At 59.1% G+C, this 20444-nt stretch carries 14 protein-coding genes; 13 read left to right on the top strand and 1 reads right to left on the bottom strand.

All coding sequences use genetic code 11. The annotated features are described in order from the left end of the window. Nucleotides 1-5 precede the first annotated feature (5 nt). The 10 genes from C4N22_RS11605 to C4N22_RS11650 all read left to right on the top strand — a co-directional run bounded on the left by C4N22_RS11605 (nucleotide 6) and on the right by C4N22_RS11650 (nucleotide 13431). Complete coding sequence (locus tag C4N22_RS11605) at nucleotides 6-482, top strand: tripartite tricarboxylate transporter TctB family protein (RefSeq protein WP_112149082.1); 477 nt, start codon at nucleotides 6-8, stop codon at nucleotides 480-482. Then, entirely contained in the window at nucleotides 482-2032 is a 1551-nt protein-coding gene (locus C4N22_RS11610; protein ID WP_112149083.1) for a tripartite tricarboxylate transporter permease, read from the top strand. The genes C4N22_RS11605 and C4N22_RS11610 overlap by 1 nt, the downstream gene beginning before the upstream one ends. Nucleotides 2033-2174: 142 nt before the next feature. Continuing rightward, nucleotides 2175-3515 (top strand): fucose isomerase, encoded by a 1341-nt coding sequence (locus C4N22_RS11615; protein WP_112149084.1) that lies wholly within the window; start codon nucleotides 2175-2177, stop codon nucleotides 3513-3515. Nucleotides 3516-3685: 170 nt separating this feature from the next. Next, a complete protein-coding gene (locus C4N22_RS11620; RefSeq protein WP_112149085.1) occupies nucleotides 3686-4894 on the top strand; it encodes an ROK family transcriptional regulator in 1209 nt (402 codons plus the stop codon). 123 nt (nucleotides 4895-5017) lie between these two features. Continuing rightward, nucleotides 5018-6520 (top strand): glycerol kinase GlpK, encoded by a 1503-nt coding sequence (gene glpK / locus C4N22_RS11625; RefSeq protein ID WP_112149086.1) that lies wholly within the window; start codon nucleotides 5018-5020, stop codon nucleotides 6518-6520. Nucleotide 6521: 1 nt separating this feature from the next. Continuing rightward, on the top strand, nucleotides 6522-7649 hold the full coding sequence (locus tag C4N22_RS11630) for a helix-turn-helix domain-containing protein (protein ID WP_112149087.1): 1128 nt from the start codon (nucleotides 6522-6524) through the stop codon (nucleotides 7647-7649). A gap of 206 nt (nucleotides 7650-7855) precedes the next feature. Then, complete coding sequence (gene hpfH / locus C4N22_RS11635; RefSeq protein WP_022256279.1) at nucleotides 7856-8821, top strand: (2S)-3-sulfopropanediol dehydratase activating enzyme; 966 nt, start codon at nucleotides 7856-7858, stop codon at nucleotides 8819-8821. A 25-nt stretch (nucleotides 8822-8846) separates the two neighbouring features. Next, nucleotides 8847-11357 carry a (2S)-3-sulfopropanediol dehydratase gene (hpfG, locus tag C4N22_RS11640; RefSeq protein WP_112149088.1) on the top strand — a complete coding sequence of 837 codons (2511 nt, stop codon included), beginning with the start codon at nucleotides 8847-8849 and terminating at the stop codon, nucleotides 11355-11357. A gap of 28 nt (nucleotides 11358-11385) precedes the next feature. Then, nucleotides 11386-12534, top strand: a complete 1149-nt coding sequence (locus C4N22_RS11645) for an iron-containing alcohol dehydrogenase (RefSeq protein WP_022256277.1) — start codon at nucleotides 11386-11388, stop codon at nucleotides 12532-12534. 15 nt (nucleotides 12535-12549) lie between these two features. After that, the gene (locus C4N22_RS11650; protein ID WP_112115399.1) at nucleotides 12550-13431 is read left to right on the top strand and encodes an aldose 1-epimerase family protein; all 882 of its coding nucleotides are present in this window, start codon (nucleotides 12550-12552) and stop codon (nucleotides 13429-13431) included. A 78-nt stretch (nucleotides 13432-13509) separates the two neighbouring features. Here the strand turns inward: C4N22_RS11650 and C4N22_RS11655 are convergent, their stop codons facing one another. After that, nucleotides 13510-16758, bottom strand: coding sequence for an ABC transporter ATP-binding protein/permease (locus tag C4N22_RS11655; protein WP_112149089.1), 3249 nt, complete (start codon nucleotides 16756-16758; stop codon nucleotides 13510-13512). A gap of 525 nt (nucleotides 16759-17283) precedes the next feature. On the opposite strand from C4N22_RS11655, the gene C4N22_RS11660 reads away from it, so the two are divergent. From C4N22_RS11660 to C4N22_RS11670, 3 genes are all read left to right on the top strand, one after another. Beyond that, nucleotides 17284-18018: a response regulator gene (locus C4N22_RS11660; RefSeq protein ID WP_112149090.1), complete on the top strand. Its 735-nt coding sequence runs from the start codon at nucleotides 17284-17286 to the stop codon at nucleotides 18016-18018. 22 nt (nucleotides 18019-18040) lie between these two features. After that, nucleotides 18041-18835, top strand: coding sequence for a sensor histidine kinase (locus tag C4N22_RS11665; protein WP_112149091.1), 795 nt, complete (start codon nucleotides 18041-18043; stop codon nucleotides 18833-18835). A gap of 231 nt (nucleotides 18836-19066) precedes the next feature. Further along, nucleotides 19067-20437, top strand: a complete 1371-nt coding sequence (locus C4N22_RS11670; RefSeq protein ID WP_112149092.1) for an MATE family efflux transporter — start codon at nucleotides 19067-19069, stop codon at nucleotides 20435-20437. Nucleotides 20438-20444 lie beyond the last annotated feature (7 nt).

The following is a 20444-nucleotide window of genomic DNA, read 5'->3' on the forward strand; positions in this document are numbered from 1 at the left end:
TTTCGATGAAGAAATTCAAGATCAAGACCAATCTGGTCTCGGGCGTTATTATGGGAGTGGCCGCACTGCTCCTCATTATCCTGCTGCCCAGTCAGGTCCGCGTGCCGGCCTTTGATTCCGGTGCCCCCAGTCCCCGCATCATCCCCGGTATCTGCCTGGCGATTATGCTGGTTTCGTCCATCGCCCTCATCATCCAGAGCCTTGTCCTCAAGCAGGAAAAGATCGTGGAATTCGACTGGGCAAAAGAAAAGCCCGCCATCCTCCTCATTCTTGGCATGTGCGTGTATATCGGCCTGATGCTCTGCATTGGCTATGTGCTGGCGTCTCTGATCGTTTTCCCACTGGCGCTGTTCTACGTGGGCGAGCGCAAGCCCGGCCCCTACATCGTGGTTTTGGTTTCGGCCTTTGCCATCTTCCTGCTGTTCAAGAACGTCTTTAACATTTCGCTGCCCGCTCTGGGCCTGTTGGGAGGGATCATCTGATGTCGGATTTTGCATTGATTTCGCAGGCTATCCCGCAGGTGTTCACTGTTTACAACATGCTGCTCATCTTCGGCGGCCTGATCCTGGGCATGGTCATTGGCTGTGTGCCCGGCCTGAGCGTTACCCTGGGCATCATCCTGATGCTGCCCCTGACCTATACGTTCGATGACCCGGCTTCCGCCATCATCCTGCTGCTGGCCGTTTACGTCGGCGGCATGTACGGCGGCTCCATTTCCGCCATTACCCTGAACACCCCGGGCACCAACTCCGCCATCGCCACCACCTTCGATGGCTACCCTCTGGCGAAAAAGGGCAAGGTCAAAAAAGCTCTGGATACCTCGCTGTTCGCTTCCGTGTTCGGCGGCCTGTTCTCGGCAGTGTTGCTGCTGCTTTGCGCTTCCCTTATCACCAAGCTGGTGGCAAACTTCACCTCCGTGGAGTACTTCTCCCTGGGCATCATGGGCATCAGCCTGATCGCCGGTGTTTCCGGCAGCAGCCTGCCCAAGAGCCTCATCTCTGGTATGATCGGCCTGCTGATGGCCTGCATCGGTATGGATGCCGTCACCGGCGTCACCCGCTTCTCCTTTGGCTCGGCAACTCTGAAATACGGCATTGATATGCTGCCCGCCATGATCGCTCTTATCGCTCTGACCCAGGTGGTGCAGAAACTGCGTGATTTCAAAGTCGCCGGCGGCAAGCTGGACGACGCCCGCAAGATCGACAAGCAGGGCATCACCAAGAAAGAAATGGTCAGCATCCTGCCCGCCTGCCTGCGTTCTTCCACGATCGCAAGCGTTCTGGGCGCAATGCCCGGTGTCGGCGGCGGTGTGGCACAGTTCCTCTGCTACAACGAGGTTCGCCGCACTTCCAAGCACCCCGAAGAGTTCGGCAAAGGCTGCCTGGAGGGCATCGCTGCCGCCGAATCTTCCAACAACGCGGTCGTTGGCTCCGCTATGATCCCTCTGCTGACGCTGGGCATCCCCGGTGATGGCGTTACCGCTCTGCTGCTGGGCGCGTTCGTGCTCCACGGCATCCAGCCCGGCCCCACCATGTTCACCAAGCAGGGCGTCATGGCCTATACCATTATCATCGGCTGCCTGGTCGCTAATGTGTTGCTGGCTCCTCTGGGCCTTGGCATGACCCGTCTGGTGGCCAAAATCGTGCAGGTGCGCTACACCTATCTGGCTCCCGTCATCATCATGTTCTGCTTTGCAGGTGCATTTGCAGCCACCGGCAACACCAAAGAGCTGATCATCTGCGCAGGCATCCTGATCTTCAGCTACATCCTGACGGTTCTGGACATTGATAACACCCCGCTGATGCTGGGCATGATCCTGGAAGACATCATGGAGCAGAACTTTGTCACCGCTTCCATGAGCTATGACCGCAACTACAGCATCTTCATTACCCGCCCCATCTCCGCAGTCATCCTCATCATCACCGTGGTACTGCTGGTCTCCATGATCCGGGTCAACCGCCGTGTGGCCAAGCTGAACGAGCAGCAGGAGGCCCAGATGGCCGCCGAGCACGCAAAGATGGAGAACGCATAAGCAAATCTTAACATACGACAATTTCTCTCTCCTTCCATTGGCGGGGCCGGGAACGCGCCCGGTCCCGCATTTTTTGGGAGAGAACATCAAAAACAAAACCAGAAATTAAGAGAGTAAAAAGCAATAAAAGGAGTAATTGATTATGAGTTTTCAGGTAGCTTATGTGCCCATCGGTGTTGGTACGTTCCATCTGGAGAGTGCACAGGATCAGTTTGAAAAATCCATTGCCATGCTCAAGGGCCTGAATGCGGACTGCACCGTGCCCGAGAAAATGCTGCTGACCATCAACGATCTAGACGCATACCTCGATACCCTCAACCCCGACCTCATCGTGCTGCAGAACATCACCTTTGCCAACGCCGCTTACGCCAGCGAGGTGCTCAAGCGCTTTGCCTGCCCCATTGTGCTGTGGACCCTGCGGGAGCCGGTCATCGACGGTACCCGCCTGCGCCTCAACAGCCTGACGGGCGCTTACTCCGCCGGCAACGCCATCACGGCGTTCCGGGGCGAGGGCAAGTTTGAGTATATCTTTGGTGCCCCCGGCGAGGCCGAAGTGGATCGGGAAGTGGGCGCTGCCATCCGTGCCGCCAAGGTCAAGTACGACCTGCGCCGCCTCAAGATGATCTCCATTGGCCACACGCCCCAGGGCTTCGGCTTTGGCCGCGCGCTGGACGCTGAGATGATGAGCACCTTTGGCACCACGCTGGATTCCATCGAGGCCCGTGAGCTCATCAACAAGGCCAAGGGTTACACCGAGGAGGAGCTGGCCGACGAGCTGGCTGAGGCCCGCAAGACCATTGTTGGCCTGGAGGCCATCCCGGAAAACAACGTGGTCAACTTTGCCCGCCTCTATAAGGCTTATAAGAGCTATGTGGGCGAGAACCACATCGGGGCCCTCTGCTCCCGCTGCTGGCCGGATTTCTTCACCGAGTTTGGTACCCCCGTGTGCAGTGTGCTCTCCCTGCTCAACGCCAACGGCGTTTCCGCCAGCTGCGAGTCCGACGCCTACGGCGCCCTCTCCATGTTCATTGGCAGCGACCTGACCAGCCGTTCCTGCTTCTTCGGCGACCCCGTCTCCATGAACGAGAAAGAGGGGACCATCACGTTCTGGCACTGCGGCATGGCTGCCTGTGACCTGGCCCGCAAGGATACCGGCGCGCAGGTGGGTGTCCACCCCAACCGCAAGATCGGCCCCGTTATGGACTTTGGCTGTGAGGCCTGTGAGCATGTCACCATCTTCCGTGTGGGCCGCAAGCCGGACGGCAGTTTCCGCTTCTTCATCGCGGAGGGTTCCGCACTGGACAAGCCCAAGCAGTTCAACGGTACCTCCGTGGTCGTCAAGACCGTGGAAAGCGCCAAGGATGTCGTCTATGGCACCGTCAAGGGCGGCTGGGAGCCCCACTTTGTGGTGGTGTACGGCCAGGTGGCCAACGAGCTGGAAAAGCTGGGCAACATGCTGGGCGTGGAAGTCTGCAAATTCTGAAATCCTAAAACAGAAAACAATCGCCTTGAAATAAGCAACTTTCTCTTGCTACTATGAAAAACACGGAGTATACTTGATTTAAGTAAATTTAAGCAACTGAGAATGCTTGATTTAAGTGAATTTAAGGAACGGAGAATGCTTGCCAGATGTACAGGGAAAGAGGTGTGGAGATGGCATACAGCGGCCTGAACCTCGGAAACGTCAAAAACCAGAACCGCAGCTCCATTTTAAAGCTGCTGAACGACCACGGCCCCATGCCGCGCAAGGATCTTTCGGCCCGGCTGGGCCTGACCCCGGCTAGCCTGACTACCCTGTGCGGAGAGCTGCTGGCCCAGAACATTCTGTTTGAGCTGGGCGAGGTACAGCAGGAGGATAAACGCGCCGGGCGGCGCAAGATCCTGCTGGGCATCAATTACGCCTACCGCCATGTCCTCTCCATCAGCATCGAGGCCCCCGCCACCAGTGTCACCCTGTGTGACCTGCGGGGAGAGCACTGCATCACCCGCCGTATCCCCACGGATACCAGCGTGGAGCCGGAGTTGTTTTTAAAGCGGGTGGCCAATGTGGGCAAAGCCCTGCTCTGGGAAAACAGCATCGGCAGGGAAGAGCTGCTGGGGGCGGGCGTTTCGGTGCCCGGCCCGGTGGACCGGGAAAAGGGCGTCAGCACCCACGCTTACCGCGTCTGGGATCAGCCCGTGCAGGTAACTGCCCCGCTGGCTGAGGCACTGGAGTGTACCGTGCTGCTGGAAAACAACGTCAAGGCCTTTGCCCAGGCCGAGCTGACTTATGGCCTGGGGCGGACGGAGGAAAACCTGCTGCTGCTCAAATGGGGCCCCGGCGTGGGCTCCGCCATCATTGCGCAGGGCCGTATCTATGAGAGCCGGATGTACAAATCGGCGGAGATCGGCCATGTGCGGGTGGAAAAGAACGGCAGGCTCTGCCGCTGCGGGCGGCACGGCTGCCTGGAAACGCGGGTGGCCAGCCACCCCATTGCCCGCCATCTGCGGCAGGTGTGCAGCCCGGAAACGACCCCGCTGCTGTGGGCTGCCGTGGGCGGCAGGCCCGAGAACATTACCGTGCACAATCTGGACACCCTCGCCGCGCTGGACGAACCGGCCATGTGGGAGGCGCTGGATGCGGACATTGAGGTGCTGGCCGATGTGGTGGGCGGCTGCCTGACCATGCTCACGCCGGATCATCTGATCCTGTACGGGTATATGTTCAAGCTGCCGCACTTCCGGGAAAAATTCCTCGCCGCCTGCAAGCGGTACGACCCCGCCTACGACGAAAATTATATCCGTGTCTCAGAACTGGCTGAAAAGCTGGAATACATCGGGCCGCTGGCGGTTGTGACCAACGAGCTGTTTTATCAGGGCTGAAAATTTTATCAGGCAAACAGGCAAAAAGCGTGCTGTGGAGCAAGAGAGCGCAAGGGCTTTGCAAAGTTCTGGGCGGAGCTTGCCCCACAGCTTTTATTTTTACCAGAAAAGGAGAGTTTCCCCATGTCATACATCATGGCACTGGATGCCGGAACCACTTCCAACCGCTGCATCCTGTTCAATGAAAAAGGCGAGATGTGCAGTGTGGCACAAAAGGAGTTTACCCAGTATTTCCCCAAACCGGGCTGGGTGGAGCACGACGCCAATGAGATCTGGACCACCCAGCTGGGCGTGGCACTTTCGGCGATGAACCAGGTGGGAGCCAGCGCGGCGGACATTGCGGCCATCGGCATCACCAACCAGCGCGAGACCACCATCGTGTGGGACCGTGACACCGGCGAGCCCATTTACCACGCCATCGTCTGGCAGTGCCGCCGCACCAGCGCCTACTGCGACGAGCTCAAGGCCAAAGGCCTGACGGAGAAATTCCGCCAGAAGACCGGCCTTGTCATTGACGCCTATTTCTCCGCCACCAAGCTGAAATGGATTCTGGACAACGTGCCCGGCGCGCGGGAAAAGGCCGAGGCGGGCCAGCTGCTGTTTGGCACCGTGGAGACCTGGCTCATTTGGAAGCTGACCTGTGGCAAGATCCATGTCACGGATTATTCCAACGCCAGCCGCACCATGATGTTCAACATCCACACCCTGCAGTGGGACGATGAGATTCTGGAAGAGCTTGATATCCCCAAATGTATGCTGCCGGACCCTATGCCCTCCAGTTGCTTTTATGAGTGGGCCGACCCCATGCACTTTGGCGACGGCATCAAAATCGCGGGTGCGGCAGGCGACCAGCAGGCGGCGCTCTTCGGCCAGACCTGCTTTACCCCCGGCGAGGCAAAAAATACGTTCGGCACCGGCGGTTTCATGCTGATGAACACGGGCGAGCAGCCGGTGTTCTCCCAAAACGGCCTGGTCACCACCATTGCCTGGGGTCTGGACGGCAAAGTGCATTACGCGCTGGAGGGCTCCATTTTCGTGGCCGGTGCCGCCATCCAATGGCTGCGGGACGAGCTCAAGCTGCTGGAAGAAGCCCGGGACTCCGAGTATATGGCCGGCAAGGTCAAGGACACCAACGGCTGCTATGTGGTCCCGGCGTTCACGGGTCTGGGCGCGCCCCACTGGGACCAGTACGCCCGCGGCACCATTGTGGGCCTGACCCGCGGCTGCAACAAGTATCACATCATCCGGGCCACGCTGGACAGCCTGTGCTATCAGGTCAACGATGTCCTCCACGCCATGGAGGCGGATTCCGGCATCCAGATGAAAGCCCTCAAGGTGGACGGTGGCGCTTCCGCCAACAACTACCTGATGCAGACCATGGCCGATGTGAGCAATGTGCCGGTGCAGCGCCCCTCCTGCGTGGAGACTACGGCATTGGGTGCCGCCTATCTGGCAGGCCTGGCGGTGGGGTACTGGAAATCCACCGACGATGTGCTGCAGAACTGGTCGGTGGATCGCACCTTTACGCCCAACATCACCCCGGAGGAGCGCAAAAAGCGGGTCAAGGGCTGGAACAAGGCCGTCCGCTGCGCCTACCACTGGGCCAAAGACGAAGAGGACGAGTGACATGGACCGTGCAGAAGACGGACGCCTCCGGTTTTTCTCGGAGCTGTCGGAGCACCAGATCTCAGCCGATGAGTTTTTCAACGTGGTCCTGCTGGACTCGCTGGCCCGGAATTTCGGGCTGCAAAATGTGCTCATCTCCTACTTTGATCCGCAGGGCAATTTCCTCTCCTGGACCCACCGCAACGGGGTGCTGGCCGATTGCGAGGAGCACCCTTACCGCCGCTGCCAGCCGGCCGACGTGGTGCGCCAGACGCTGTACCGGGAGGCCGTGCAGGATAAACTGACCTACAACAACGTCACGCCCCGGCTCTACCACTCCACCAAACTCATCCCGCCGGAGGATTATGAGCAGAGCAGCTATGTGCGTTTTCTCGAAGAAAATTTTGGGGCCCTCTACAGCGTGACCATGGCCTTTGGCATCAACGCGTATATTCAGGTGGCGTTTTTCAAGAGCCGGGAAGAGGGCGATTTCACGCCCGAGGAGCTGAGCCAGCTGGAACAGATTTACGTTTACATCGCCAACGATTACAAAAACTTCAAGAAATACGAGCAGGCCAAGATCATCTCCAACATCCAGAGCGAGATCATCCTCTCGGGGGAAAAAGCCTATCTCGTCACGGACGATTTCATGCACATCATGAGCTGCAACCACGCGGCAAAGGTCTGCCTGGATGATATCCTGGGCGGGGCTGCCGATGGGTTGGATGGAAGCAGGCCCTGCAGCTGGCTCCCGTTTTTGCTGGGCAGTGAGCTGGGCCACGCCGAAAACCGGGTGCAGACCCGGGTCATCCGGGACTATATTTTCAAAATTTACACCTACGACCAGCGCTATTCCAACGGCATTGTGGACCGCTACCACTGGATCACCATTGCCCGGGCGGAGCAGCCTGCGGCAGCTGGCAAAAACAGCGAGGCCCTGCCCGCGGGCACCGGACAGCCCCTGACCAAAGCGGAGCTGCGGGTGGCCCGCCTGCTGGCCAAGGGCCTGACCTATCAGGCGGTGGCGGATAAGCTGGTGGTGAGCTACCACACCGTGAAGAAACATGTGCAGAATATCTACCTCAAGTGCGGGGTGAACTCCCGGTTCCAGCTCTACCGCTGGATGGAACAGAACGATCCGAAAAAGTGACTCCTGAGACAGAAAAGAAGATCTCCCGTAAAATGCTGGGTGGAGCGCCGGAAACGGCTGCTCTGCCCGGCATTTTTTGTGCCATAAAAATAGGGAATGTTCCCTATATAAAATCAGCCTGTTGTCCACTGTTTCTGAGAGGCGGCATCTGTTAGAATCAAGCCAGAAACGATCAGAGAAATAAACTGGGAAAGGAGGCTGGCAATGTGACGGAAACGGGCATCGTGTTCAACGTCCAGCGTTTTACCATTCACGACGGCCCCGGGATGCGGACGGAGTTCTTTTTAAAGGGCTGCCCGCTGCGGTGCCAGTGGTGCTCCAACCCCGAAAGCTGGGCCCCGCAGCCCCAGGTGGGGGTTTACCGGACCAAATGCATCGGCCGCAAAGTCTGCGGCGGGTGTGAGGACAGCTGCCCGGAGGGAGACATCTTCCGCTTTACGGCGGGCAAGCTGGCGGGCATTGACCGGACAAAATGCACGGACTGCCTGGCCTGCTACGAGGAATGCCCCTCCGACGCGCTCAAGCAGTGGGGCAGGCAGATGACGGTGGAGGAGTGCATGGAACTCATCCGCCGGGATCAAGGCTACTACGAGCGCTCGGGCGGCGGCGTGACCGTCTCGGGCGGGGACCCGCTGGTCCAGAGCGATTTTGTGGAGGCCCTCTTCCGCGCCTGCAAGGCGGAGGGCTACCACACCTGCTGTGAGTCCACGTTCTGTGCCAGCTGGTCGGAGGTGGAAAAGGTTCTGCCCTATACCGACCTCATCATCTCGGACCTCAAGCTGATGGATTCTGCCCTCCACCGCCAGTATACCGGGGTGGGCAACGAACTCATTCTGCAAAACCTCCGCCGCCTGGCACAGGAGGGGCGGGAGCTCATCCTCCGCATCCCGGTCATCCCGGGGGTCAACGATGGGCGGCAGAACATCGAGGCCAGTGCGGATTTTATCCTCAGACAGCTGGGCGGGCAGGTGCGAACCCTGCAGCTTTTGAGTTTTATGCGGCTGGGCGAGGAAAAATACAAATCACTGGGGATCCCGTATCAGATGGAAGCTGTGCGCCTGCAGCGCCGGGCGTTCCAGCGGCGGGTAGAAGAAATTGCAAGGTATTTCAACAGCCGGGGCATCCACTGCCTCGTAGGCACCAAAGAAAAAGAAGAGAGTCAACCGGAATAAATCATCACACCAAGGAGGAACATCCATGGCAACTGTCCACACCACCGCACGCGGCACCGAGCCGTACGATAAAGTTTACTGCCTGGGCTATCAGGTCCACCACGAGGACTGGTCGCCCTACCCCCGCATCAACAAGCTGCGCCAGACTTTTCTGGACCGTGGTTATGATGTGGATGTAGAGCGCCTGCGCCTCGTCACCGAGAGCTATCAGCAGCACGAGCACCTGCCCGAAAAGCTCAAAGTGGCCTATGCCTTTGAGAATGTGCTGCTGCACTGCGGCATTGAAATTTACGACGATGACCTCATTGTGGGCGAGATCGCTTCGCCCGTCAAATCCGCGCCCATCTACCCGGAATTTTCCGTCAACTGGATCCTGGACGAGGTGCAGAACCACCCCTTTGAAGAGCGGGAGCATGACCAGTTCTATATCCGCAACGAGAAAGAAAAGCAGGAGATTTTAGACCTGTGCAGCTGGTGGAAAGGCCGCACGCTGGACGATTACATCAACGTCCGGCTGGACGATGACCAGCTCAAGGGCTCCGAGGCGGGCAAGAAGATCTACCAGACCAACCTCTATCACTATGCGGGTACCGGCCACCTGGCCGTGGATTACGCCCGCCTGATGCGGCTGGGCTTTGACGGTCTGCTGGAGCGGGCCAAACAGAAGCTGGCCGCGCTGGATATGCACGACCCCGAGTTCTGCACCAAGCGGGAATTCTATCAGGCGGTCATCATCATGCACAGCGCCGTGAAGAAGTACATTGAGCGGTATGCCGTGCTGGCCGAGGAAATGGCCGCCAAGGAGCCGAACGCCAAGCGGAAAGCAGAGCTGGAGCAGATCGCCGTCAACTGCCATGCCGTGGCAGGCGGCACGCCCAAGACATTCTGGCAGGCGCTGCAGCTGTTCAACTTTGCCACCATGCTCATCTGCGTGGAGTCCAACGGCCACTCCATCTCCTATGGCCGGATGGACCAGTGGCTTTACCCCTACTACGAAGCCGACAAGAGCATCTCCAAAGACTTTGCGCTGGAGCTGCTGGAAGTGGAGTACGTCAAGCTCAACAACCCCACCAAGCTCAAAGACCGGGGCAGCATGGCCCTGCGCAATGGCCGCGGCTTTGGCGGCGAGAGCCTGACCATTGGCGGTGTGAAGCGGGACGGCACCGATGCCACCAACGACCTGACCATGCTGATGCTGGAAGCCTCCGCCCACACCCGGATGATGAACCCCTGGGTCTGCGTCCGGATGCATGAGGGCACCCCCGAAGAGCTGCGCGTCAAAGCCGTGGAGTGCATCCGGGCGGGCTATGGCCACCCCAAGCTCTTCAACGATGGCCCGGCCATCAAAGGCATGATGCGCAAGGGGATGACGCTGGAAGAAGCCCGGGATTACTGCGTGGTGGGCTGCGTGGAGATCAGCCTGCCCGGCAAGGAGTATGGCTGGCACGATGCCGCCTATGTCAACACCGCCAAGATGATGGAGATGGTGCTCAACGGCGGCCGCTGCATCGACTGCGGCCCCCACTGCCCCCGCTGGAGCCAGTGCGGCGCGCTGGGCAAGCATCTGGGCCCCGACACGGGCAGTCTGGACCGCTACGCCAGCTTTGAGGAAGTCAAACAGAGCGTGGACACCCAGTTTGAGTACTGGACCAACCAGATGTGCTCCAGCCTCTGCGTCATCGAGAACGCCCACCGTGCCCTCAAACCGCTGCCCTATGTCTCAGCTCTGTTTGAGGACTGCATGGAGTCCGGCCACGACCTGACCGAGGGCGGTGCCAAGTACAACGGCATCGGCCCCCAGGCCAGCGGCATGGCCACCTGTGCGGACTCCTTGGCCGCCATCAAGCAGCTGGTCTTTGACGAGAAACGCTGCACGGGTGCCGAGCTGCTGGAAGCCGTCAAGCACAACTGGAAAGGCTACGAGAAGCTGTATGCCCTCGTCAACAGCTCCAAAGTTCACCACTACGGCAATGATGACGATTACGCCGACGAGCTGTTCAAGTTCATGTTTGAGACGTACTGCAAGCACATTGCAGGCCGCAAGACGCCGCGCGGCGGCATCTTCAGCCCCGGTGTCTACTCCGTCAACGCCAACGTTGCCATGGGCCTGAACACCAATGCCTCGGTGGACGGCCGCAAGGCAGGGGAGGCCATCTCCGATAATATGGGCCCGGTCCACACGGATTTTGGCTCCCACGATATCAACGGCCCCACGGCCATCGTCAACTCGCTGACCAAAGTGGATCACAGTCTCGCCACCAATGGCACCCTGATGAACCTCCGCTTCCCGCAGGAAGCTGTGGCGGGCATTGAGGGCCGGGACAATCTGGCAAGCTTTATTGAGGAGTATATCCACAAGGGCGCCATGCATGTCCAGTTCAACATCATGAGCGCCGCCACCATGCGGGCCGCCCAGAAAAAGCCCGAGGATTACAAGGACATGCTGGTCCGCGTGGCAGGTTACAGCGCCTACTTTGTGGAGCTGGGCAAGCCCCTGCAGAAAGACCTGATCCAGAGAACCGAACTCCATTTTTAACGGGTAACGATAGAAAGGAAGAGCAGCCATGAAAGACTTCAACTTCAAAATTCCGCAGAACATCCAGTTTGGCATGGGCAGCCTGAAAAAGCTGCCGGAGATCCTGGCCGAGAACCACTCTGACAACATCCTGCTGGTGTCGGACCGCGGGCTGGAAAAGATCGGTGTCGTCAAAAAAGTACAGGATATCATTGAGGCGGCCGGACTCAAGTGCACCAGTTATCTGGACGTGGTGCCCAACCCCACCGTGGCCGTGGTCAATGAGGCAACAGCCCTGTACAAGGAGTGTGGTGCTACCAGCATCGTGGCCCTGGGCGGCGGCAGCTCCATGGATGTGGGCAAGGCCGTGGGTGTGCTGGTCAACTATGGCGGCAAGATCACCGATTACGAGGGCAACCACAAGGTGCCCGGCCCCATCGTGCCCATGATCGCCATTCCCACCACGGCAGGTACCGGCAGTGAGGTGACCGCCTCTGCCGTCATCACGGACACGGAGCGCAACTACAAGCTCTCGGTCTTCAGCTATGAGATCCTGCCCAAGTACGCCGTGCTGGACCCGGAGCTCATCATGACGGCCCCGGCTTCCATTGCCGCTTCCTGCGGTGTGGATGCCCTCATCCACGCCATGGAGGCTTATGTTTCCCGCAACGCCACCCCGTTTTCCGATGCCATGGCGGAAAAGGCCATGGAGCTGATTGGCGGCAACCTGCGCCGCTTTGTGGCAAACCGCCAGGATGAAGAGGCAGCCTGTGCCATGATGCTGGGCTCCAACTTTGCGGGCATCTCCTTTGCCTGGGCCCGTCTGGGCAATGTCCACGCCATGAGCCACCCGGTGAGCGCCTACTTCAACGTGCCCCACGGTGTGGCAAACTCCATCCTGCTGCCCAATGTGGTGGAGTACAACGCTCTGGCCGACCATGGCCGCTATGAGGTCATCTACAACTACATCCGGGAGGGCAATGGCCCCATCGAAAACTTTACCCCGGATATGCTGGTGGAGGAGCTGCGCCATCTGAACGAACAACTGGGCATCCCGGCTACCCTGTCGGAAGTGGGCGTGACGGCGGATAAGATCCCCGCCATGGCCGAGGACGCCATGAAGAGCGGCAACATTCCCGCCAACCCCCGCCAGAGCACGGTGAAGGATATCATCAAGCTGTACGAGAAGACCATGTAAAAGGAGGCGTTTTCCATGCAGGCAGTGCTTCGGAACGAATTCTTTACCCTGACGGTGGACACCCTTGGTGCAGAAGCGGTCAGCCTGAAAAACGCAGCCGGGGAGGAAGTGCTCTGGCAGGCTGACCCGGAGGTCTGGCCCCGTCACGCGCCCATCCTCTTCCCCTGGACGGGGGAACTGCCCCAGAGCTCCTACTCTCACAAGGGCAAAACCTATCATGTGGTCAAGCAGGGCTTTGCCCGGGATGTGGAGCACACATTGGTGCGGGTGGATGAGCACGAGATCGTCATGGAACTGCGGTCCAGCCCGGAGTTGAAAGAAACGTGGTTCCCGTTTGAGTTTGTTCTGACCAGCATGTTCCGGCTGGAGGGCAAGACCATCCACCATACCCTGACCGTGGAAAACCCTGGGCAGGAGGAACTGCGTTTTGGCATCGGCTTCCACCCGGCATTCAACATCCCATTTGACGATTGCCATACCACAGAGGACTATGAATTCCGGTTCGACCAGCCGGAGAGCCCCGTTATCATCGATGCGCGGCCCCATGGTCTGCTCAGCGGGCGGTGCTATTACCAGTGGAAGAACACGGAAAAGATCCAGCTGACAGATGAGTTGTTCTCCAACGACAGCTTCTGCATGGCAGGTCTGCGCACCAAAACGCTGGGGATCTATGAAAAAGATACCGGGCGGCACATCGTCTGCAATGTGGAGGGCTTCCCGTACAAACTGATCTGGAGTGCCCTGGCAAAACCAGTCCGTTTTGTCTGCATTGAACCGTGGCACTCTCTGCCCAGTGCAGAAAACGATCCCCAGGAGTGGAACGAGCGGGCAGCAGCCGTCTGCCTGGCGCCCGGCAAGCGTTGGAGCACCACCCTTTCTACTACCGTGGAGCGATAAAGTTCCGACACAAGAAAACCCCGGACAGCAAGCGTTTGCCTGTTGTCCGGGGTTTTGCGCGTATCGGGAAGAGCGGTTTTATTCCGACCGCAGGGCCTTGACCGGGTTGCTCTTGGCGGCACCCATGGCCGGGATGAGGCCCGCCAGAATGGTGAGGAGGGTGGCCAGCACAATGAGGAACGCGGCGGCATCCAGCGGCAGGATGGCTGTCAGGGTGTCGCTGCCAGAGACCTGCCGGATGAGCATGTTGCCCGGGATGAGCAGGATCTCGCTCAGCACGATGCCCATGACGCCCGAGCACAGGCCGATGATGAACGTCTCGGCGTTGAACACCTCGGAAACGTTCATCTTGGAAGCGCCAATGGCGCGCAGAATGCCGATCTCTTTCCGGCGCTCCAGCACGCTGATATAGGTGATGACGCCGATCATGATGGAGGAGACCACCAGCGAGATGGAGACGAATGCCACCAGCATACTGCTGATCATATTGATGATCTCCGTCACGGAGGTCATCAGGGTGCCCACCAGGTCGGTGTAGCGGATGGTCTTGTCTTCCAGACCCTGTGCTTCCATGGAGGCGTTGTAGGCGTCCAGCTTTTCCAGGATCACGGCCTTGCTGTCGAAATCGTGGGGGTAAATTTTGATCTGGCTCGGGGAGGCAAGGTCTGCATAGCCAAAGGCGGAGAGGTTGCCCTCATAACTGGATTTGGAAGAGCGCAGTGTGGATTTCATCAGCTCCGTGAGGTCGTCGGTGCTCATGTTGAGCTGGATGGCACTCTGGAACGTCTTGGTGTCGATCTTGATGGCGTTTTCCATCTGGCTGCCAAGCTGGGCCAGATTCTTTTCCAGCATCGTTTGCAGGTTCTGCTGGAACGACTGCATCAGCGGGCCCATGGCGGACTGGATGGAGGACTCCAGTGCGGCAGAGATCTGTGTCTGGAGCGCGTCGGTGATCTGGTCGGAGTAGCTTTCCAGTACAGTCCGCAGCACGCCGGAAACGGCCTCGGTCAGCTGGCCCTGAATGGCGTCGGTGTCCACCAGATCCGGCAGGGATTCGGCCAGCAGCTGCTGGAACTGCTCCGACTTCAGGTAGGCGGAAAAACTCCACTTTTTAAAGTTGAGGATGCCGTTGCCGATGATATAGTTTTTGTATCCCTTGAACACTTTCTGCACAAAGGCCTGCAGGGCGTCCGGGGAGATGGAGAGGTCCAGCCCGGCAAAGGCCTCGCTCAGGTCAATGTCCGGCAGGTTCTCCATCCCGCCCAGGCTGTCGGCCAGAGCGTCCAGATCAAGCTTGAAATTGGATGCGTCTATGAGAGAGGAGAGGTCGAACGCCCCGCCGCTCAGGTCAAAAGCACCGTCCAGATCAAAGTTCAGGGCGCTGGAATCAATGGAGAACGCGTGTTTGAGCGCGTCGGTATCCACAGAGAAAATCGTGGAAAGGTCCAGCGAATTGACCAGACCCTTGGAATCGCCAAAGGGTTCCCCGGTCAGCACATTGGTGGTGGGGTCGGCCATCTGCTGCTGAACGATGGCGCTGGTCTTGGCCTCCTCGATGACATGCTGCGTCAGGGCAGCAGGGTAGGCGATGCCGGAGGAGAGCATGGCGGCGGAAGCATCCGCCTTGGGCTGAACGATGCCCACGATGGTCAGGTCTTCGCCGCCTGCCACCAGCTGCTTCATATAATCGCTGTCCTCGGATTTGTCTTTCCAGATGTTGTACGTCTCATCGTACTCGTAGCAGTCCGCGCCGCGCACCACCTTGAAATTCAGGCCCAGGAAATCCTCGTAGGAATAGGTGCGGAAATCCTGCGGCAGATCGACGTTCTGGTTCTGCGCAAACTGCTGGATCATCTTGTCCAGCTCGGCGCTGTCCCGCAGGCCCATGGCGTAAAGCACATAGTCAATGATACTTCCGTCCTTGCCCAGCACCGCCACGCACTCGTTGGCGGTCTCGGGCCAGCGGCCTACTTTGACATCGTACTGGGAGCTGTAGAGATCACTGCTCTCGGGCAGCTGGTAGAAGACGCTGGTGTCCATCATGCTGGACATGAGGCTGTTAGTGGAGGACGAAGAGCTGATGCCCAGTGCTGAGAGCGTGGAATCCGGGTTCACTTTGCGGATGCTGCCGTCCGCGTCCTGCCGGTAAATTTGGGGTGACACATTATAGGAATACTCAATGGAAGTGGCGTCGCCCCGGATGGTGCACTCGTCGCTCTCGAGATATTTTTTGAGAGAGGTCAGGTCGTTGGAACTGATGCCGGACACCATCTTGGTCACAAGCTGCTTGACCGGGATCTTGCCCTCTTCGGCTACGGTCATGGAGGTGTACTGGGTGCCCGTCAGGGTGGTGAACGCGTTGCTGGACGAGAGCAGGGAGGTGATGTCCATGCCGCTGCTCAGAATTTGCAGCGGGTACTCGCTCAGGGTGGAGCGCTCCATATCGTCGATGTAATCGTTGACACCCTGGGACAGGGAGATAATAAGAGCAATGCCAATGATGCCGATGGACCCTGCAAAGGCAGTGAGCAGGGTGCGGGCTTTCTTGGTGCGCAGGTTGTTGAAGCTGAGAGCCAGCGAGGTCCAGAGCGACATGGAGGCCCGGCCCATGTTCTTGTAGACGGGCGGGGCCAGTTGGGCATCGTCCGGGGCGTAGGGCTGGGTGTCCGAGATGATGACACCATCCCGCAGCTTGACGATGCGGGTGGCGTACTGCTCAGCCAGTTCCGGGTTGTGGGTGACCATGACCACCAGCCGGTCCTTGGCCACTTCTTTTAAAAGCTCCATGACCTGGAGGCTGGTCTCGCTGTCCAGCGCGCCGGTGGGCTCGTCCGCCAGCAGGATGTCGGGGTTGTTGACCAGCGCGCGGGCAATGGCTACCCGCTGCATCTGGCCGCCGGACATCTCGGTGGGGTGCTTGTGCAGCTGGTCGCCCAGACCCACCTGTTTGAGGGCTTCCACGGCCCGGCGGCGACGCTCGGCCCCGGACACGCCAGAGATGGTCAGTGCCAGCTCCACGTTGGAGAGCACCGTCTGGTGGGGGATCAGGTTATAGCTCTGGAACACGAAACCAATGGTGTGGTTGCGGTAGGAGTCCCAGTCGCGGTCGGTGTACTGCCTGGTGGAGATGCCGTTGATGATCAGGTCACCGCCATCATAGCGGTCAAGGCCGCCAATGATGTTGAGCAGTGTGGTTTTGCCGGAGCCGCTGGGGCCCAGGATGGCGACAAATTCATTGTCACGGAGGTTCAGGCTGACATCGTTGAGGGCGACTTGTTCCAAATCGCCTGTTTTGTATTCCTTGCGGATTTCTTTAAGCTGAAGCATATACCTGCCTTTCTGGGCAACGGCCCGGAGCCGGATGCGTGTTTCCGGCCCTGCAAACCGGGCTGCCCGGAGGTCTGCCGGACGCGCGCCGACAGAAAAATAACAAGATAACCGTCTTATTTTATCAAATGAATGTGAACAAACCATGGATTTATCACAGGAAAGTTTTGCGCGGCTGAAATTTGACAACAAAAGTTTGAAAACTGCGAAGAAGCGCTTGCTTTTGCGGGTGGGTAATGTTATTCTTGGTGTAGAGGCGGGGCATTATACCCGCTGACGGAAAACACCGGACACGCCCCAAACTGCATTGTTGCGATTCACAAAGCGTCGATATGCGTCAACAAATGCGGAGTTTCGACACTTTTTGACGCTTTTTTGGGATTGAATCTTCTCCCCCTGCTTTATAGAATTATAAAATGTAGAGACACATTTCGACGCAAACCGCAAGCAGGGAGGAATGGAATATGAGATCGACAAAAACGGCGGAAACGCGGTATTTTTGGCGGCCGGAGGGAGGCGCGGCGGGTGAGCAGTGAGCGGAAGAACACCGGGCTGCGCGTTGCACTGGCCAGCTATGATGTACATCAGCTGCGGGTGTGGCACCAGTATATCGCGGAGCAAAGTGCGGAGATCCTGTGCAGCGAGTACCGCAGCGGCGAAGAACTGCTGCAGAGCCTGAAACAGGGCCGGAACACGGAGGTCGTGGTGCTGGGCGGCCCGCTGGAAGATATGGACAGCCGGGAATTTCTGGAGCGGATGAGCCGCCTGCAGCAAAAGCCGCTGCTTCTGCTGCAGGACAATGCCCGGCGGGAAAGAACCGCTGTGTCCAGCCTCTCGCCGGACGGCCCCTGCTACCTCATCCGCCAGAGCAGCCTGAAAGAGCTGCTGGCAAGTTTGCTGACGGCGGCCGGGCAGGAGTCTGGAACCCTGGAGCAGCGCTTTGGCCGGATGTATCAGGAGTGGGGCATCATCCAGCCGGACAGCAACTGTGATTACCTCACCGAGGCGGTGCTCATTGCCAGCCAGTCCAAAGGCAAGCTGGCCATCCGCAAGGAGATCCTGCAGGGGGTGGCCGAGCACCACAATGTGACCGTCGCGGCGGTGGACAGCGGCCTGCGCCGTTTGATCGACGCGCTGGAAACGCGGCAGATGCCCGCGTGGAAAGCATTCAAGGGGAAAACGCATCTGGCAGGGCAGAAAGTGACCGCAGGTAAGCTGATCTATACCCTGCGGGCAATCAGCCAGGAATACGGATACTGACACAAAGGCAGGAGGCGATGGGATGCGCCAGACACCACAAGAGCAGCCGGAGAGCATGGAGTTCCCGCGCAGGGAGTTTGAGTCTGTCTGCTTTCATGCGATTGGGCTCGTGGACCAGAACCGGGAATATCTGCAGATGCACCTGCGGGAGAGCGGCGATGCGCCCACCCGGCAGGCGCTGGCCGATATGGAGCTGCAGACCGTCCGGCTGGAGCGCACCCTGAGCGAGATGATGGACCTGATGGCGCTGGAAGAGGACCCGGTGCCGTCCCGCCGCGGTTTTGATCTGTGCAGTGTTCTGCGGCAGGCAGCGTCCCTGCGGGAGGAAATGGCCCGGCAGGCAAAAGTGCACCTGACCGTATCCTGCGAGCCGGACACCTGCCCGGTTTTGGGCAGTCCGGAAGAAGCCGAGCTGATGGTCTTCCATCTGCTCTCCAATGCGCTGCGGGCTTCTGCCCCGGGCGGAAAGATCGTTCTGCGTCTGTGCCGGGCAGAGGACGCCTGGCAGCTGACGGTCACGGACCATGGCTGCGGCCTGCCAGGCCCGGCCAACTGGCAGGAGAACCGCCGCCGTTTCCTGGGCGGTGCGGGCGCTGGCCTGAAGATCTGCCGGGCGGTCTGCCGCCGGGCGGGCTGGGGCTTTGCGCTGGAAGCCGGCTCCGGCGGCGGCGCCGAGGCGGTTGTGACCCTCCCCGTGGAGCCGGAAACAGCAGCTTCCGGCGATACCATCGCCCTGCACGCGGCAGGGGAGGTGCTGCCCTCCCGGCTGCGCTGGCAGCTGGAACGGGAGTTGCATCTGCTGGCTGGGAATGCCTGAAAGCGGGATTTTCAGAATGCTGGAGAATCTCTTGAGCAGAATCAACAGTTTTTTGCGCGGCAGACTGTGAATGTTGTACCGGGGAATCTTTGCAAAACCTCTTGCAAAAAAATGGCCCCCTGATTATAATACCACTCATGGAAACCGAGACGTCCTGCCCTTTTTCTGCGGCAGGGCGTTTTTATCGGCAAAAATTTAGCAAAGAAAACCGCCCATGGGAGGGGCTATGGTATGACAAAAGATATGACGCAGGGCAGCCCGCTCAAGCTGATCCTTGCCTTTGCGGTGCCGCTGATGCTGGGCAGCCTGTTCCAGCAGTTTTACAACCTGGCCGATACCATCATTGTCGGCCGCTTTGTTGGCGTGGAAGCGCTGGCGGCGGTGGGCAGCGTGGGCGGCCTGAACTACCTGGTGCTGGGCTTTGTCAATGGCATTGCCTGCGGCTTCTCCATCCCCGTCTCCTGGACGTTTGGCGCGAAAGATTACAGCCAGATGCGCCGTTACACGGCCAACACGGTCTGGCTGAGCATCATCTTTGCGGTGGTGCTCACCATCGTGACCGTGGCACTCACCCGGCCCATCCTGGTCTGGACGAATACCCCGGCCAATATCATCGACCTGGCGGACATCTACGTCCGCACCATCTTCTGGGGCATCCCGTTCACCCTGCTTTATAATGTTACCAGCGCTCTCATGCGCGCTCTGGGCGACAGCAAGCGCCCGCTGTATTTCCTGCTGATGGCAAGCTTTCTGAACATCGGCCTCGACCTGCTCTGCATCATCGTCTTCAAAATGGGCGTGTTCGGCGCTTCGTTTGCCACGGTGTTCAGCCAGGCCGTGGCAGGCTTTGGCAGCCTGTGGTACATTGCCCGGCATTACCATGAGCTGCGCTGGTCCAAAGAAGAGGGAAAACTCAGCCGTGATCACTGCCTCAAGCTCTGCAATATGGGCATCCCCATGGGCCTGCAGTGCAGCATTACGGCCATTGGCAGCGTGGTGCTGCAGGGTGCCGTCAACGGTCTGGGCAGTGATATCGTGGCCGCCCAGACGGCCGGCGGCAAGGCCGCACAGTTCCTGTCTGTCCCGCTGGAGAGCATCGGCACGGCCATGACCACCTATGCCAGCCAGAACCTGGGTGCCCACGACCTCAAGCGAGTGAACCGCGGCGTCAACACGGCGCTGGGCATCGGCTGTGTGTACAGCATTGCTTCCTTTATCATCCTCCGCTTTGCGGATAAGCTGCTCATTGGCCTCTTCCTGGACGCCGGCGAGGTGGAGATCATGGCAAACGCCCAGAGCTTCATCTTCTGGAACAGCGTCTTCTACATCCCGCTGGCGGTGCTCATCATCTACCGCTACACCATCCAGGGCCTGGGTTATTCGGGTCTTGCCATGTTTGCGGGCGTTGCTGAGATGGTGGCCCGTGCCATGGTGGGCTTCCTCTTTGTGCCGCTGTGGGGTTACTTTGCTGCCTGCATCGCCAACCCGGTGGCCTGGTTCTTTGCCTGCTTTTTCCTCATCCCGGCGTACTTTGTGGTGCGCAAAAAGCTGATGAATGAAAAAGAAAATCAGCAGGGACACGCGGTGCGGAACAATCTGTAAACCATAA

This window comes from Faecalibacterium prausnitzii, from assembly GCF_003287495.1.
Taxonomy (GTDB): domain Bacteria; phylum Bacillota; class Clostridia; order Oscillospirales; family Ruminococcaceae; genus Faecalibacterium; species Faecalibacterium prausnitzii_I.

Coding starts and splice junctions, on each gene's coding strand:
- hpfG (WP_112149088.1), top strand. CDS start 8,847: ATGGCAACTGTCCACACCACCGCACGCGGCACCGAGCCGTACGATAAA.
- C4N22_RS11630 (WP_112149087.1), top strand. CDS start 6,522: ATGGACCGTGCAGAAGACGGACGCCTCCGGTTTTTCTCGGAGCTGTCG.
- glpK (WP_112149086.1), top strand. CDS start 5,018: ATGTCATACATCATGGCACTGGATGCCGGAACCACTTCCAACCGCTGC.
- C4N22_RS11620 (WP_112149085.1), top strand. CDS start 3,686: ATGGCATACAGCGGCCTGAACCTCGGAAACGTCAAAAACCAGAACCGC.
- C4N22_RS11645 (WP_022256277.1), top strand. CDS start 11,386: ATGAAAGACTTCAACTTCAAAATTCCGCAGAACATCCAGTTTGGCATG.
- C4N22_RS11650 (WP_112115399.1), top strand. CDS start 12,550: ATGCAGGCAGTGCTTCGGAACGAATTCTTTACCCTGACGGTGGACACC.
- C4N22_RS11610 (WP_112149083.1), top strand. CDS start 482: ATGTCGGATTTTGCATTGATTTCGCAGGCTATCCCGCAGGTGTTCACT.
- C4N22_RS11655 (WP_112149089.1), bottom strand. CDS start 16,758: ATGCTTCAGCTTAAAGAAATCCGCAAGGAATACAAAACAGGCGATTTG.
- C4N22_RS11670 (WP_112149092.1), top strand. CDS start 19,067: ATGACAAAAGATATGACGCAGGGCAGCCCGCTCAAGCTGATCCTTGCC.
- C4N22_RS11665 (WP_112149091.1), top strand. CDS start 18,041: ATGCGCCAGACACCACAAGAGCAGCCGGAGAGCATGGAGTTCCCGCGC.
- C4N22_RS11605 (WP_112149082.1), top strand. CDS start 6: ATGAAGAAATTCAAGATCAAGACCAATCTGGTCTCGGGCGTTATTATG.
- C4N22_RS11615 (WP_112149084.1), top strand. CDS start 2,175: ATGAGTTTTCAGGTAGCTTATGTGCCCATCGGTGTTGGTACGTTCCAT.